21 protein-coding genes are annotated in these 13,938 nt (G+C 69.0%); 11 read left to right on the forward strand and 10 right to left on the reverse strand.

Annotation, left to right across the window (positions count from 1 at the left end; genetic code table 11):
- The first annotated feature begins 6 nt into the window (after positions 1-6).
- Entirely contained in the window at positions 7-276 is a 270-nt protein-coding gene (locus tag SH203_RS14360) for a hypothetical protein (protein WP_143275747.1), read from the forward strand.
- Here the strand turns inward: SH203_RS14360 and SH203_RS14365 are convergent.
- From SH203_RS14365 to SH203_RS14400, 9 genes are read right to left on the reverse strand one after another with little or no spacing between them, the layout of a single operon-like run.
- Positions 273-2,297, reverse strand: a complete 2,025-nt coding sequence (locus tag SH203_RS14365; RefSeq protein ID WP_143275748.1) for a hypothetical protein — start codon at positions 2,295-2,297, stop codon at positions 273-275. The genes SH203_RS14360 and SH203_RS14365 overlap by 4 nt on opposite strands.
- A complete protein-coding gene (locus tag SH203_RS14370) occupies positions 2,294-2,563 on the reverse strand; it encodes a hypothetical protein (RefSeq protein ID WP_087121644.1) in 270 nt (89 codons plus the stop codon). Before SH203_RS14370 ends, SH203_RS14365 begins: the two co-directional genes overlap by 4 nt.
- Positions 2,560-3,675 (reverse strand): toprim domain-containing protein, encoded by a 1,116-nt coding sequence (locus SH203_RS14375; RefSeq protein WP_159457575.1) that lies wholly within the window; start codon positions 3,673-3,675, stop codon positions 2,560-2,562. The genes SH203_RS14370 and SH203_RS14375 overlap by 4 nt, the downstream gene beginning before the upstream one ends.
- Before the next feature lie 11 nt (positions 3,676-3,686).
- Positions 3,687-3,941 carry a hypothetical protein gene (locus SH203_RS15560; RefSeq protein WP_159457576.1) on the reverse strand — a complete coding sequence of 85 codons (255 nt, stop codon included), beginning with the start codon at positions 3,939-3,941 and terminating at the stop codon, positions 3,687-3,689.
- Between the two features lie 3 nt (positions 3,942-3,944).
- Positions 3,945-4,400 carry a hypothetical protein gene (locus tag SH203_RS14380; protein ID WP_143275749.1) on the reverse strand — a complete coding sequence of 152 codons (456 nt, stop codon included), beginning with the start codon at positions 4,398-4,400 and terminating at the stop codon, positions 3,945-3,947.
- Positions 4,397-5,122 (reverse strand): helix-turn-helix domain-containing protein, encoded by a 726-nt coding sequence (locus SH203_RS14385; RefSeq protein WP_087121647.1) that lies wholly within the window; start codon positions 5,120-5,122, stop codon positions 4,397-4,399. The genes SH203_RS14380 and SH203_RS14385 overlap by 4 nt, the downstream gene beginning before the upstream one ends.
- 4 nt (positions 5,123-5,126) lie before the next feature.
- Positions 5,127-5,528: a hypothetical protein gene (locus SH203_RS14390; protein ID WP_087121648.1), complete on the reverse strand. Its 402-nt coding sequence runs from the start codon at positions 5,526-5,528 to the stop codon at positions 5,127-5,129.
- Complete coding sequence (locus SH203_RS15995) at positions 5,525-5,902, reverse strand: HNH endonuclease signature motif containing protein (protein WP_087121649.1); 378 nt, start codon at positions 5,900-5,902, stop codon at positions 5,525-5,527. Before SH203_RS15995 ends, SH203_RS14390 begins: the two co-directional genes overlap by 4 nt.
- A complete protein-coding gene (locus SH203_RS14400; protein WP_234989519.1) occupies positions 5,899-6,087 on the reverse strand; it encodes a hypothetical protein in 189 nt (62 codons plus the stop codon). The genes SH203_RS15995 and SH203_RS14400 overlap by 4 nt, the downstream gene beginning before the upstream one ends.
- Between SH203_RS14400 and SH203_RS14405 the strand changes: the two genes are divergently transcribed.
- The gene (locus SH203_RS14405) at positions 6,086-6,835 is read left to right on the forward strand and encodes a LexA family transcriptional regulator (RefSeq protein WP_234989520.1); all 750 of its coding nucleotides are present in this window, start codon (positions 6,086-6,088) and stop codon (positions 6,833-6,835) included. The genes SH203_RS14400 and SH203_RS14405 overlap by 2 nt on opposite strands.
- Here the strand turns inward: SH203_RS14405 and SH203_RS14410 are convergent.
- On the reverse strand, positions 6,832-7,227 hold the full coding sequence (locus SH203_RS14410) for a hypothetical protein (RefSeq protein ID WP_087121652.1): 396 nt from the start codon (positions 7,225-7,227) through the stop codon (positions 6,832-6,834). The genes SH203_RS14405 and SH203_RS14410 overlap by 4 nt on opposite strands.
- 125 nt (positions 7,228-7,352) lie before the next feature.
- Here SH203_RS14410 and SH203_RS14415 point away from each other — a divergent pair, with 125 nt between their 5' ends.
- From SH203_RS14415 to SH203_RS14455, 9 genes are all read left to right on the forward strand, one after another.
- Entirely contained in the window at positions 7,353-7,628 is a 276-nt protein-coding gene (locus SH203_RS14415) for a DUF2312 domain-containing protein (protein WP_087121653.1), read from the forward strand.
- Positions 7,628-8,050, forward strand: a complete 423-nt coding sequence (locus tag SH203_RS14420; protein ID WP_087121654.1) for a hypothetical protein — start codon at positions 7,628-7,630, stop codon at positions 8,048-8,050. The genes SH203_RS14415 and SH203_RS14420 overlap by 1 nt, the downstream gene beginning before the upstream one ends.
- Positions 8,047-8,313 (forward strand): hypothetical protein, encoded by a 267-nt coding sequence (locus SH203_RS14425; protein ID WP_087121655.1) that lies wholly within the window; start codon positions 8,047-8,049, stop codon positions 8,311-8,313. Before SH203_RS14420 ends, SH203_RS14425 begins: the two co-directional genes overlap by 4 nt.
- Before the next feature lie 13 nt (positions 8,314-8,326).
- Positions 8,327-9,301, forward strand: coding sequence for a hypothetical protein (locus SH203_RS14430; protein ID WP_087121656.1), 975 nt, complete (start codon positions 8,327-8,329; stop codon positions 9,299-9,301).
- Between the two features lie 64 nt (positions 9,302-9,365).
- On the forward strand, positions 9,366-9,668 hold the full coding sequence (locus SH203_RS14435) for a hypothetical protein (protein WP_087121657.1): 303 nt from the start codon (positions 9,366-9,368) through the stop codon (positions 9,666-9,668).
- Between the two features lie 29 nt (positions 9,669-9,697).
- The gene (locus tag SH203_RS15660; RefSeq protein ID WP_200808963.1) at positions 9,698-10,414 is read left to right on the forward strand and encodes a hypothetical protein; all 717 of its coding nucleotides are present in this window, start codon (positions 9,698-9,700) and stop codon (positions 10,412-10,414) included.
- A 152-nt stretch (positions 10,415-10,566) separates the two neighbouring features.
- Positions 10,567-10,992, forward strand: a complete 426-nt coding sequence (locus SH203_RS14445; protein WP_159457577.1) for a hypothetical protein — start codon at positions 10,567-10,569, stop codon at positions 10,990-10,992.
- A gap of 19 nt (positions 10,993-11,011) precedes the next feature.
- Positions 11,012-12,346 carry a hypothetical protein gene (locus tag SH203_RS14450; protein ID WP_087121659.1) on the forward strand — a complete coding sequence of 445 codons (1,335 nt, stop codon included), beginning with the start codon at positions 11,012-11,014 and terminating at the stop codon, positions 12,344-12,346.
- Between the two features lie 198 nt (positions 12,347-12,544).
- On the forward strand, positions 12,545-13,798 hold the full coding sequence (locus SH203_RS14455; protein ID WP_087121660.1) for a UbiH/UbiF/VisC/COQ6 family ubiquinone biosynthesis hydroxylase: 1,254 nt from the start codon (positions 12,545-12,547) through the stop codon (positions 13,796-13,798).
- Positions 13,799-13,938 lie beyond the last annotated feature (140 nt).

Consider the following 13,938-nt stretch of genomic DNA (forward strand, 5'->3'; position numbering starts at 1 on the left):
CGCCCCATGACTGATTTGACGCCCGATCTCGTATGCCGCGCCGGCGCCGCCTTGTTCGGGCGCGAGTGGCAGGCCCCGCTCGCCGCCCTGCTGAACGTCAACGACCGCACCATCCGCCGCATCGCCAGCGCCGCTCGTCAGGGTCAGCCCTACACCATCAACCAGAACTGGCGGGCCGAATTGGCGACGGCCCTGTCGCGCGCCTCGCTCGACCACGAGCTGAAGGCGCGCGAAGCCTCTGAGGTCGCCGCGATCCTTCGCGACGATGCGGCCTAGGCCGCTTCGGGCAGGGCCTCTTCCTTCTCCGGGTCCACGTCGAAGATCGGCGTCAGCACCCCGTTCAGCGTCACCTTGGCGTCCAGCCGGATCAGGGTGCATTTGACCCGCCCCAGCTGGGGCACATTGTCCACGCGATAGACGCCCTGGTCGGTTTCGGCGTCCCACTTGTCGCCGCCGCGCAGCGACGTGGTCCACAGGCCCTCGCCGCCGTTGGCGCGCCAGTCGGAGTTGTTGAACATCGCCGACAGCTGCTGGTGTGTCGCGGGCACGGCCAGCCACAGATGGCCTTTCTTGCGATCCCTGACCAGCGCCAGGCCCGCCCGGTTCAGACGGCGCTGCTCCTTGCGCTTGTCGTCCTCGCCGACGTTGTTGATGTAATCGCGGATCACCTCGGCCACGGTCGGCGATCCGACCGTGCGCCAGATGTCCGGCTGCGCCGCCAGAATGTGCCGCAGCACCCGCAGCCAGGTCGGGTCCGAGCTTTCGTATTCATACAGCTCCTTGCGCTCCAGACCGGCGACCCAGCTATCGACCGTGTCCGACGCCGGCACGTCGTCGAACAGCAGCAGGTCCGCCGCCGCCAGCAGCGTCCCGAACTGTTTGGCCCCGCGCTGATTGTGGTCGATCCGCTGCATCCCGTCCTCATAGGCGCGCAGCGTGTCGGTCCAGCGGTGCCAGCCCTCGGCGATCCGCCCGGCGATCTGCTGGCCCATCCGCTCCATGTCCGCGTCGGTGAACTCCGCCATCCGTCCCCCGGCCTTCAGCGGGCCGAGCCGAAGGAAGGCCAGGCGCTGCATGTCCTGCGACCGCATCGACGGCGGCACGATGGCCGAGAAGGCGAAACAGCCGCGCAGGGTGAATTCCGAGGCGTTGTGATCCTTGCCGCCGCGATAGGTGGTCCCGCCCGACGCCGCCACGCGGGCCAGCTTCATCACGTCGGTCCCCTGGCTGTTGTTCATGTCGGCCTCGATCTCGTCGAAGCTGACCCCGATGGCGTCGTGGTTCACGATCTGGCGCAGGGCGGCGGGCGTCGCATCGACCGTCGAGGCCAGGCGCGGCCCCATCAGCTTCTTCAGTCGCTCCTGCACCGACGATTTGCCGGACCCCGCATCGCCGGTCATGAAGATCATCGGTCGCCAGTCCAGCGCCGCACCCATGATCGCGCACGCGACCCAGCCCAGCAGCAGCCGCGCGTCCAGCTCTCCGCGCGCCCAGTTCCAGCTTCTCAGGTCATCGAACACGACCCGCGCCGCCTTGGCGCCGCCCGGCAGGGGGCGGGGAACGGGCGGTCGGCCGGGATAGACGTGCTTGCCGATCATGCCGGGCTTGTGCGTCGTCCGCCCGTCCGGCCCGTCGATCCACACCTCGTCGCCCAGGTGCTGGATCAGTTCGCCGTTCGGCCCTTTCCAGCAGCCCAGGCCGCGCACCTTCTCGCGCGCGTCGAACACGCCCTGGGCGTTGCAGGCCGAGAACAGGGCGATCTGGGCGTAGTTGGCCTTGAACCCGGTCCACAGGCCGTTGGCGCTGATCGCCGGGAACTCCCGCAACAGCCAGTCGATGGCCGGCCCCGCGAACAGGGCCTGAATGTGCGCCTGCCCGAACTTGCCGTCTTCATAGTTCACCAGCTGACCGCCCGGCGTCAGGAAGAAGAACACCTTCCCGTCGCGCCCCAGACAGGTGACGGGGCAGTCGTCCCCGACCGGCCCCAGCGTGGCCCAATACAGCAGGCCCTCATGATTGATCTTCTGAAAGCGGATGCTGCGATAGCGGCGGGCCGGGGTGTCGTCGCCAGCGCCGTCGCCACCGCCGCCGTCATCGTCGCCGGCGTCGTCATCGTCATCATCGCGGTCTTTGGTGCGTCCGGGAGGCGCGCCCCAATCATCCTGAAACTCTGGCGCATGCAAAATCGCGTCACGCCCGCCCTTCAGCTTGGCGTCGATCTCGGCCTTGACCCGTCGATACTCGGCCATCGCTTCAGGCGAGCCGGGCGGAAAGCTCTTTGGCGCATCCGTCGTCATCGGACGTATCCGATCTGGACTTCGCCATAGAGACGCTTGCTCTCGCGCATGACGTGGCGCTCGAACCGCGCCTGCTTGTGCTGGGCAAAGGCCCGCATGTCTTCGCCGCGCGCCATCGCGCGCACCGCCTCGATGGCCGTGTAGTTGTAAGGCGCGCTCGCGTACAAGCGCCTGACGCCGCGCGGCAAGGCATCCCATTCGGCCCAGCTATGCGCGAGGTCGAACTCCCCGCCCCAGCCGCCGCCGCTCTGTCCTCTGGTTTTCACTCTAAGCCCCGCAACAGATCGTTGAAGTCCTTGCCGACCGGGCTTCTCGCCACCCGAACCGGCTTGCCCGTGTCCTTCAGCCGCGCGACGGCGCGGGCCAGCTGGCCCATCGCCGTCGGCGTGGTCCAGTCGTTGTCGGCCGCGACGATGATCTCGCTGGCGCATGCCGGCGGCTCATAGGACATCATGCCCGACAGGCTTCCGGCCGCATGCACCCGATATTCCGGCGTCATCAGGGCGATGGACAGGCCGTCCTCGACGCCCTCGCAGACGACCAGAGGCCCGGACTTGCCGCGCTTCTCCGCATCGCCTTCGCTCAACGCGCCGTCGCCGCGCCACAGGCGGATCGCCGCCCCATGGCTGGACGGCCACATCTTGCGCGGTGGATCGAGCGGCGCCTTCTCGCCCGGCCGGGTCGGGTCGATCCAGATGCGGTGGATGCAGGCGAACGTCCCGTCCGCCCGCGTCATGGCGGACACCAGGGCCGGGCCGGTGTGGTCGGGCGTCTCGCCCCTGGGATCCTTCCACGTCTCGGCCGGGCTGAACCGGATCGCGCGCGGCAACCGCCCCAGCTGGGCCAGGTCGATCCCGCGCGCCTCCAGATACCGCGCGCCGTCGCAGCCGGGGATGACCGTCCCATCCGACGCCCTGGATGTAGGGCGCAAGGCATCGGCGTTGATCCAGACCGCCTCGGCGATGCCGCGATTGCGCTTGGCGTCCGCCTCGGCCTTCTTCTTGGCCTCCTGTGCGCGGACCCTCGCCGCCTCCACCGAGGCCTTCCACGCCGCCCGGTCGAAATCGCCGCCGGCGAGGCCATAGCGGTCGCGCGCCCAGCGGATGCCCTCCAGCCGCGCGGCATGGGTGCGCATGTCGGGCTGGGCCGTCAGCAGACAGCCGACCAGCCCCAGGGCGTCGCCCTCCTTGCCCGTCTCCCAGCATTTCCACCGCCCCGGCTTCTGGCTGACATCGACGTCCAGCTTGGGCGCCTTCTTCAGCGTCCAGGGCGAATGGCATCGCAGCCAGCCGGTGCTGCGCCGGAACTTCAGCCCCAAGGCCGCGCACACGCTCTCGATCTCGTCGGCCAGCCGCGTGGACAGCTCGGCCGGGGTCACGCCGTCCTTGCTCAATAACCCGCCCTCACATTGATCCGTCGCACCAGGCGGCGGGCGTTCTGTCGCGCATGATCCAGCGACTGGCCGTCGCTGCGCGGCGTGCCCGGCACCACCAGGCGATAGGCGCTGCCGTCCGGCCCCCAGACTTGAAGGATCAGATGCTTGCCGCCCATGATGACGGCTGACGCCAGACCCCACGGCGCCAGCTCCTCGCGCATGATCGCAAGCTGCTGGCGCTGGATCTTCTTCAGATGCAGGCAGGCCATGGCTCAGGCCTCGCCCGCGAGCGCGCGCACGGCCGCCGCATTCCGCGACGACAGGGTCCATCCTGCCCCCCAGGTCAGGTCGATCCCGCCGGTGCGCGTACCGAACACATCTGGCAGCCGCCCGTCCTGGGCGCGGACCCTCAGGCTGGCGCGCGCCTTGCAGATCAGAACAGCTGCAAGTCTGGCTTGGCACTCTTCAACAGGCTTCACCGACCCGCGTCGCGAAGCGCGGAGAACGCCATCGCGGCTCACAATCCTGTCCGGCCTGTCCGCCAAGGCCATCAGCGCCAGCACGCCGCCGATGCTCAAGCCGCGATAGGCCTGGCGCCATCGCGCTAACCGATCTTCATCGGCGTCCACCCGCCCGTTGTCCCGGTCATAGTCTTCCCAGGCCCGGAGCTCCTCGCGCGCCTCCGCCAATTCGCGGGCCAGCGCATCGCATCGCGCGCATCCCATCATGCCTCTCCCGCCAACTGTGCGATGAACCGGCGCTCAGCCGCCCACAGGGCCGGGTCCGCCGCCTTGGCGCGCCGTTCACGGCCGCGCTCGATGACCTTGCCGTCCTCGGCGTCCTCGTCGCCCTCGCGGGCGCGCAGATACCGTTCGGCGGCGTTGTCCACGGCCTGTCGGGTCAGGCCGAACAGGCCCGCCACCGTCTCGGCGTTGACCCGGCCGACCACGACGGCCAGCGACATCGCATAGGACCGGGCCGACTGCGCCGGGGTCGGGGCGCCGCCCGCACCGCCGCGCGGGGCGTTCATCACCATTCCCAGCGTCAGGCCGCGCTCGCCCGCCGCGAACCGCACGGCCGCCGTGATCAGCCCCAGGTCCAGCAGGTCCATGGTGCGCCCGTCCGGGCGATCCACGTCGCGCGCCGACTTCACCGTCGCCCGACCGACCAGATCGTTGCGGATCGCGAACTTGGCCCGCGCGCGCTCCATCCACCCACGCTCCTGTTCGGCCTTCAGCCAGTCCGCCAGGTCCGGCCGGATTTCGACCGGCGCCAATCCCGTCACGCGCGCCACCTCGAACACCCGGTCGCGGGGCACGCGCGGCCATCCGCTCACCGACTGCGGCGCGATGCTCAGCTTTCGCGCCAGCGCCCGCACCCCGCGCGCCGCCTTCAGCGCGCGCATCAGGCCCGGTTCGCGGTTCCCGATGGTGTCCAGTCCCCCGGCCATGACGTCAGCCCCCGATGTCGCGGCGCTGCATCCACGGATGCTCGGGCAGGTCCGGCGCGGCCTGGACGGGCGGCGGCGGCGCGACGGCCGAAACCGGCTCGCTCGGCGGCGAGACATGGCCGAACAGACGCCGGATCATCATCCCCAGCTTGACCAGGGCGTCGCCCGCCAGCTGCTGATCCACCCCGCCGGGGCTGGTCGCGAACGCCACACAGCCCCAGCGGAACGACAGACACAGGCTCATGGCCGCCGGCGCGGTGGAGGGCGGCGTGGCGCTGACCATCCGCCCGGCCGCGATCTTCAACCGCTCGCGCCGCATCGCCGTCGGGTCCGCCACGGCCGCCATCGCGGCGTTCGCCAGCCCCAGCCAGCGCTCGCGGTTCATGTCCACGACGCGGCCGGTCATGCCGCCCACCCGACGACGGGCAGACACAGGAAAGGCAGCCGCAGTCCAAGCCGGGCGACGCGCAACGCCCTGTCGTTGGCGTTGTCCTGAGCCGTGCCGCCGACGAGGTGTGCAGGATTGCAGCAGACCCGATTGTGGCAACGGTGCCGGACGAGGCGACCCTCCGCCTTTCGCTCCCAACGCCCTGTGGCGAGATAATAGGCGACCTGATGCGCGCCCGCGCCACGCCAGCGCCCATCCATCTTGACGCGCGTCTGACCATAACCGTTTGTCATCCGCGCGCCGCGCCAAGGCCAGCACGCTGCCAGGCCGCCCGAACGATCAACTCGACCCCGCCATGACGGCGCGATCTCGATGTGTTGAACCGACGTCATGCTGCGCCCCGCGCTTCAATCAGGTCGGTCGCCGGAAGATCGACACCCATCTGTCGCGCAAGGTCCAGAACGGTCGCCAGATGACGCGACGGTATGCGTCCACCGCCGCTCGTCTCCCATTTCCAGACGGCGTTCGTGGTCAGGTCGCAGGCATAGGCGATCCTCTTTGCGGACAGCAGACGCATGGCGCGCCCGGCGGGTGTTTCGATTTTCAGCGTGGCCATATTGTGGAAAATCCATATGGACGTTATTTCCACGTCTATGCCTCAAGTGCTTCGGCAAGTTCGTCAACGACGTGGAGTGGAATTCTTTTCCACAATCCACAGCATGGAACTGTCCGACATACCTGACCGCCTGCGCTTGATGCGCCGCAGCCAAGCCGATCTGGCGCGAACGCTAGACCTTGATCCGTCGTCGCTGACGAAAACGATCAAGGGCGTCCGCCGCGTCCAGCCAGCCGAGGCCATCGAGATCGAGAAATTCTTCGGCGAAAAGCTGTCGATCAGCGTAACGGAGACAGCGCCGCAGACCCCGCGCCGCAAGGCGACGCCAACGAAAATCCCGGTCTATGGCTATGCGGCGGCCGGGCAGGGCGAGCGGATCGCCTACGCCGACAGCCATATCATTGACTACCTCGATCCGCCGCCCTTCTGGCGGGGCGGCGACGACCTGGCCTATGTGCGCCTGGTCGGGGAAAGCATGGAGCCCCGCTACTTCTCGGGCGAGATAGTCGCGGTGCGCCTAAACCTTCCGCCCGCCAAAGGATCGGACTGCCTGATCGAGTTCACGGACGGCACGGCCAAGATCAAGACCTATCAGGGCCAGAGAGACGGGCGGGTGTTTGCGTCCCAATACAATCCCGACCAGAGCCTCAGCTATGAAGCCGCGACAGTTGCGGCGCTGCATAGCGTGTGGAAGCCGGGGATGATCTAAATCGCCAGTAAGGCGAAGACTGTTGCGGCGATGGCCAAGACGACCGCCAAAGCCAGATGCAGCCACCTGGTCGGCAGGTAGTCGTCTATTTCGACAGACCCGTCGCTAACGGCTCGCATCCATACAGCGGCACCAAGATTGAAGCTGGCGAACCATCCCGCGCCGAGCGCCAGCAAGCCCCAGAACTGGAAAGCGAAGTATGCAGCGAGCACCAACGCTGCATAGCAAATCCAAGGAGCGACAGCACAGATCGTAAGCTTCCAAAAAGGCAATCCTGATAGCGCTGCCGCGTAATAGAGCGGGCCAATTCGGCGAGCCACCGCGTTGCCGGAGGCATCATACGCCAACACCAAGAGCGCTGCGAACCAACACACTATCGCGATCCAGATCATAAGCGCCACCGTAGGCTGTGAGGCGGCGGGGCGATATTGAAACAGTGTCCATGATCTATGGATATTGACATGGAAGAGAAATCATCCATCCATATCTTCCACACTTTCCACGTGAGGAGGGCCGGATGGCCGACGACAGCGCATTCGACGGCGGCGGAGACGTTCTGAACGCCACGGCCCAGGGCCGGCTTCGCACCATCATCGAGCGCGTCGAACGCCTCGAAGAGGACAAGGCCGCGATCACCCAGGACATCGCCGAGGTTTACGCCGAGGCCAAGGGCGAGGGTTACGACGTCAAGATCCTGCGCAAGGTCGTGTCCCTGCGCAAACAGGACAAGGCCAAACGTCAGGAAGCCGACGCCATCCTGGACCTCTACCTCTCCGCCCTGGGAGAGATCTGATGCCCGGCGGCTTCAACTTCGAGGGCATCCAGGCCCCGCCGCTTCCGCCGGCCCGCATCGATCTGACCGAGGCGGACATGGACGACTGGCGCGACGCCGTGGTTCACGGGACCGGACCGCTCGGCTGCTATGTGCCGAAGTTCGACGAGGACGGCCCCTACGACGGCGTTCAGGTCGAGGGCGTCTGGATCGATGAAATGGATCTCCTGCCGCTGGAATGCGCCGGGAAGGGCAAGAACGCCATCCCGGCCGTGGTCATGGCCGCGCTGCGCCACAAAGCCACGCCCTGCATCCCGGACAGCGCGCCGTCGCCGGTGATCGACTGGATGCACCGCCCGCCGCCGCCGCTCGCCATCCGCCTGGTCCGCGCCGTCGCCGTCCTGGCGGTCATGGCCCTGGCCGCCTGGGTCATTCTGTCGTGACCCTGGTCGTCGCCCGCCCGGCGCACGGCCGCCCCCTGTCCGACGAAGAGGTGTCCGACGCCTGTCGCGACGCGGGCCTGCCGGGCTGGCGCTGCGTGATCCGCCAGGGTGAGACGGCCGATTTCATCGCCGCCCTGCGCAGCCCCGACTACTGCGTCGTGCGCCGCACCGGCCGGATGGTCGTGCGCTACGGCCGCGACGCCCCCGACGCCTTCGCCCGCGCGGTCCACGCCGCGCTCAACCCTTCCACCACCCGCCACTGATCGGAGATCCGACGTGACCACCAAGTCCAAGCGCACCCACCCCCTCGACCGCGACGGCGACGGCGCCCCCGGCGGCTCCCTGCCCGGCAACCAGACCGCCCCGATGGCCGACGCCGCCGGCGACGACCTGGCCAACGCCCGCACCACGCCCGGCGACGGTGCCGAAAAGCTGGAAGCCATCGAGCGCGAAGTGGACCAGGCCAACGCCGCTGCTCGGGACGCGGCCGGCTGGACCCGCGACGACGCCCGGTTAACGGGCAAACTGACGGACATCGGCGCCCGTTGCTCCGATCTTTCGGTCGAGGCCGTCGTAGAGAGCTGGACGGATCAGGAAGCCTTCACCGTCGAAACCTTCGCCGACGCCATGCTCGCGCCTGGCCGACATCGGAACGCCGAGGGCGAAGAGGTCACGGCCGAGGGCGCGTCGATCCCGCTGCCTGACGTTCTTGGCGAATGGGAAGTCCACTTCGAGCCGGACGGTCACGGCGACACCTTCGACGCCGAACAGGTGGCGGCGGCGGCCGAGGCTCAACCGACCGAAACCAAGATCATCGTCTGCGTCCCGTGGCGGGCGGACATCACGCCCGAACAGGTGCGCGCGCAACTGGACGAGCGCGCCAAGACGGCCTGGGGAGACAGGCCCTATACGGTCACGGCTTCCGGCTCCAAGATGTCCGCCGTCCTGACGGACGAGGAACTGACGGCGCGGACAGGTCTGGCTGAAGACCTGCTGACTATCGCGACCCCCAAGGGTTCCGTCTCGGTGAGGCGCGAGGACGCGCGGCGCCTGGTCGACAACCGCTTCCTCTACAAGTCCGCGCACGGCTATTCGTCGAACACCCACCCGCCCTACATCGACGCCGCCTCGGCCGAGGCGTTGGTGTCGGCCGGGCTGGCCGAATGGGATCCCGACGCCGGCTCGCACGGCGGCGTCCGGGTCACGTCCGAGGCCCGCTCGATCCTGAACCGCGCCTCGGCCGCCTTCTGATGGCTCGGCTGCTGCTCCTGGCCCATGCGGTCATCCTCGCCCTGACGGGCCGGGAGCGGCTGCTGTGATCGCACCCGACGTCCTCGATCTGCGCGGCGTCGCCCAGGTCCTGGGCGTCACCTACGACTGGCTTCAGCGCCACTGGCGCACCGAGCCGGGCTTCCCCCCGCCGTTCAAGGGCGCGGGCAAGGGCCAGCGGCCGCTCTGGGCGCGGGCCGTCATCCTCGAATACCGCCTCGGCCGTCGCTGGGCGGCCGAGGCTCCGGCCCAGGTCGCCCCCTCGGCCGCCTTCGCCGTCGCCAACGACCTCGTCCACCACGCGCGCCAGCCCGACGTTGACGCCCTTCTCGCCGCCGCCGGCGGCTGACGCTTCAAACTTGTAAACGGAGAAAGACCATGACCTACCAGGTGCCCGCCGACGTGGCGGATAGCGTGATTTCGGCGGCCCGCGACGGCCGCATCATCCAGGGCGCCTGGCGGCGCAAATCCGCAGGCAAGGATATGGTCTGCGCCTTGGCGGCGTTCGGGACCGACATCAACAGCCCGGCCGATTGTCCGGCCGACTATATGCCGCGATGGCTGGCCGAGCTGATACCCGGGCTTGACGACGGCATCGCCGCCGACCGCGTCGTCGATTTCACCATCGGCCTGGCCGAGCGGTCCGCGCGATGGAAGGTTCTGGACGCGGCGGCGTGGGATCGTGTCAGGACCGGGTTCCTGATCCACTGCGTCGAAGCGGCGGTCGCCGCGGCTGAAAAATCCCAGCCGGAGCCGCGGCGCGCCTATTGGGACCAGGTGCATGACGCCTGTGGAATGGTCGTCTCGGCCCTCCGCAGCGGCGACGCGAAGGCTCTGTCGACTGCGGCGGAGGCGGCGGCGAGGGCGGCGGCGGAGGCGGCGGAGGCGGCGGAGGCGAGGGCGGCGTGGGCGGCGGCGGCGTGGGCGGCGGCGGAGGCGGCGGAGGCGGCGAGGGCGGCGGCGGCGGCGAGGGCGGCGAGGGCGGCGTGGGCGGCGGCGGCGGCGGCGGAGGCGGCGGAGGCGAGATGGAGCCAGGTCGAAACCCTCTTTGCACTTCTAGATGCTGAAATCGCCCAAGCGACGAGCCTCGCCTGAGAGAGCAGCACCGCGCGGCGGGGCTCGTGGCCTTTGGTCTCGCACCCGCCGCGCGGTGCTTTCCCTGAACTTCTGGAAATATCATGACCGATCTGTTTGGCGAAGGCGCCTCCATGAAGACCATCTCTCTTTGGCAGCCGTGGGCGTCGCTCATGGCCGCCGGGGTCAAGCGCCACGAAACCCGGCACTGGGCCACCTCATACCGCGGGCCTATCGCCATTCACGCCGCGAGGACGCTCGATCTGGCCGGCGCGCCGGATCTTCTGTGCGAAGCCGTCAGCGGACGCTTCTGGCCCAAGGAAATGCCGCGCGGTGTCGTGGTGGCCGTCGGCTATCTCGCCGCCTGCGATCCGGCCGAGAAGGTCGCCGATCATCTGACGCCTGCGGACCGCGCGGCAGGAAACTTCGACCGGGGCCGTTTCGCCTGGAGGATCGAAGACATCCGACGTGTTCTTGACCCGATCCCGTTGGTGGGCCGCCAAAGGTTGTTCAACTGGTCGGCGGGCGGTGCGCTGGACGGCAATCTTGGGCCGATGCTGGATCACGGCGTGCAGTGTCGCCGTTTCGGCTGGGCCTGACCTCTGCTAGCAATCCATCATGAAGACGCCCGCCGCACCGTCCAACCTCCGCAACGGCCTGAAATGGCGTGACGGCCGACCCTATTGGGAGCCGTCGCCGGCGAACCGCGCCTGCGGCTTCAAGGGCATGGTGCTGAAGACGGCGGCGGGCGAATGGATGGAGCGCGGCGCGGCGACGACGGCGGCCGACGCGCGCACCCTGTGGGCCAAGATCGTGCGCGAGGCCATGCAGGACACCGACGCCGGCGGCGCTGCGCGCATCAAGCTCCGCGCCGCCCTGGACCGCCTGCCGACCTTCGCCGCCGATCCGCACGCCCGCTCCCTGGTCGCGGACCTGATCGAGCGCGGCCGCGCCGTGCTGGAGGATCGCGAACCCGGCTTGACCGCCGCGACTTCGCGCGGCGACCGCACCGTCGATGCGATGATCGAAGGCTTCTTCAATGACGCCGAGGCGCTGAACCGCATCGCCCGGTCCAGCCAGCGCCAGTATCGGATTCAGTCGCGCAAACTGTCGGCCCGCTTCGGCCGGGATCGCGTGGATGCCCTGACGCGGCCCCAGCTGCGCGCCTGGTATCTGGAGCTGCAGAAGTCCGTCTCGACCACGACGGCCAACGCCGCGATCGGCGTCGCCGGCGCCCTGTTCCGCTGGGCCATGTGGCAAGACCCCGCCTGGATCGACGCCAGCCCCTGCACCAACCTCGGTCTCGACCAGGCCGAAGGCCGTCTCGTCTTCTGGACGTTCGAGGAGGAGCAGCCCTTCACCGCATGGTGCGACGCCAACGGCTATTCGGACGTGGCCGACTGTGTCGTCACCGGCCTGTGGACCGCCGCCAGTCCCGTGGACATCTGCGCCGCCACCGTCGGCGATCTTTCGAAATCCGTCTGGCGCTACATGCGCGCCAAGACGAAGCGCAAGAAGCAGGAGGCCGTGCCCGGCATCACCGACCCGGTGCGCCAGCGCGTCGCCCGCCGCCGCGCCGAACTGGCCAAGAGCCTGGTTCTCAATCCCGACGCCATGCTGTTCCTGTGGAACCACGGACTGAACCGGCCCCACACTTCGACCTCGATCCGCGACCGCTTCACCGAGGCGCGCGCGGCGGCGATCGCCAGTGGCGCGGTGCCGGCGACGCTCGCCGACAAGAAGCTCCAGGACATGCGCGACACCTGCGTCACGCGCCTGTTCGCGTCCGACCCCAACATCGACCGCATCATGCCCTGGACGGGGCACAGCCGAAAATCCGGTGAGCGGATCCTGCGCCAGCACTATCTCTCCCTGCTGGACGAAGGCGCCATCGAAAGCGCCGAGCGCCTGTCCGGCTACGCTGAACGCTCCGGTTTCAAGGTCGCCGTCTAGAACGCGCCGCGAACGCAAGTCGGACATCCGACTTTCGCAAAGTCGGATGAACGCCCCAAAGTCGGACGATGGTCAGGCCAACACATGGGTTGAGCCGCACAGGTAAAGTGAAACTGTAATAGGGCTGTTTACCAGCTTGGCCTTGCGCGGGCGTTTCGCCCTCTGGACCTTTGGACCGCGCGGGGCGACAAGCCTGTCATGGCTGACATCGAACGCTACGACATCGTCATCGCCGGCGCGGGCCTGACCGGAGCGGCCTTCGCCCTGGCGGCGGCGCAGGGCGGGCTGAAGGTGGTGATGATCGACCCCCAGCCGTTCGACGCCCAGCTGGCGCCGACCTTCGACGGCCGGTCGACCGCCATCGCCTTTTCGACCTTCCGTATGCTGGACGCCCTGGGACTGGGTGAGGCGCTGCGGCCCCACGCCTGTCGCATGGATCATATTCTGGTGACGGACGGCCGCCGTCCGGGCGCCGCCAGCCGCCCCGCCCTGCCCGCCTTCCTGCGCTTCGACGCCGAGGAGATCGGCGGCCGGACGGGCGGCGAGCCGCTGGGATACATGGTCGAGAACCGCCGCATCCGCGCCGCTCTGGCCGAGGCGGTGACGGCGGCCGGGATCGCGGTCCGGGCGCCGGCGTCCGTCGCGACGGTCGTGACCGATGCGGGCAGGGCGACGGTGACGCTGGCGGACGGGGCGGTCCTGACCGCGCCCCTGGTGGTCGGGGCCGAGGGACGCGGCTCCGTCGTGCGCCGCGCGGCGGGCATCGAGACCGTCGGCTGGGGCTATGGCCAGAGCGGGGTGGTGGCCACGGTTCGGCTGGGCCGCGACCACGGCAATGTCGCCCACGAATATTTCCTGCCGGGCGGCCCCTTCGCCATCCTGCCCCTGACCGACCAGCGCGCCAGCCTAGTCTGGACCGAGACGACGCGGCGGGGCGAGGCCCTGCGCTCCGCCTCGGACGACGCCTTCCACGCCCATCTGATGCGGCGGTTCGGCGAATTCCTGGACGGGGCGACGGTCGAGGGGCCGCGCTTCGTCTATCCGCTGTCGCTCAGTCTGGCCGAGAAACTGGTCGCGCCGCGCATCGCCCTGATCGGCGATGCGGCCCACGGCGTTCACCCGGTCGCGGGTCAGGGGCTGAACATGGGGCTGAAGGACGCCGCCGCCTTAGCCGAGGTGCTGGCCGAGGCCGCGCGTCTGGGCGAGGACATCGGCGCCGAGACGGTGCTGGACCGCTACGCCCGCTGGCGCCGGTTCGACAATGCGGCCCTGGCGGCGGGATTCGACGCCTTCGTGCGGCTGTTCTCCAACGACATCGCGCCGATCCGTCTGGCGCGCGACCTGGGGATGGCGGCGGTCAACCGCATCGGCCCCCTGCGCCGCGCCTTCATGCAGGAGGCGGGCGGCGCCACGGGGGACTTGCCGAGGTTGTTGAGGGGCGAGGCGGTCTAATAACCTCTCCCTCCCCGTTCCGGGGAGGGTGGCCGAGCGAAGCGAGGTCGGGTGGGGACGGCAAGGCGACGTCCCACGATCTCTCTTGTTTCAGGCAAGCGCGACCCTGCCGGGCCGCCCCCACCCCGTCGCTTGCGCGA

Origin of the sequence: Brevundimonas sp. SH203 (assembly GCF_002157625.1) — a bacterium.
GTDB lineage: Bacteria > Pseudomonadota > Alphaproteobacteria > Caulobacterales > Caulobacteraceae > Brevundimonas.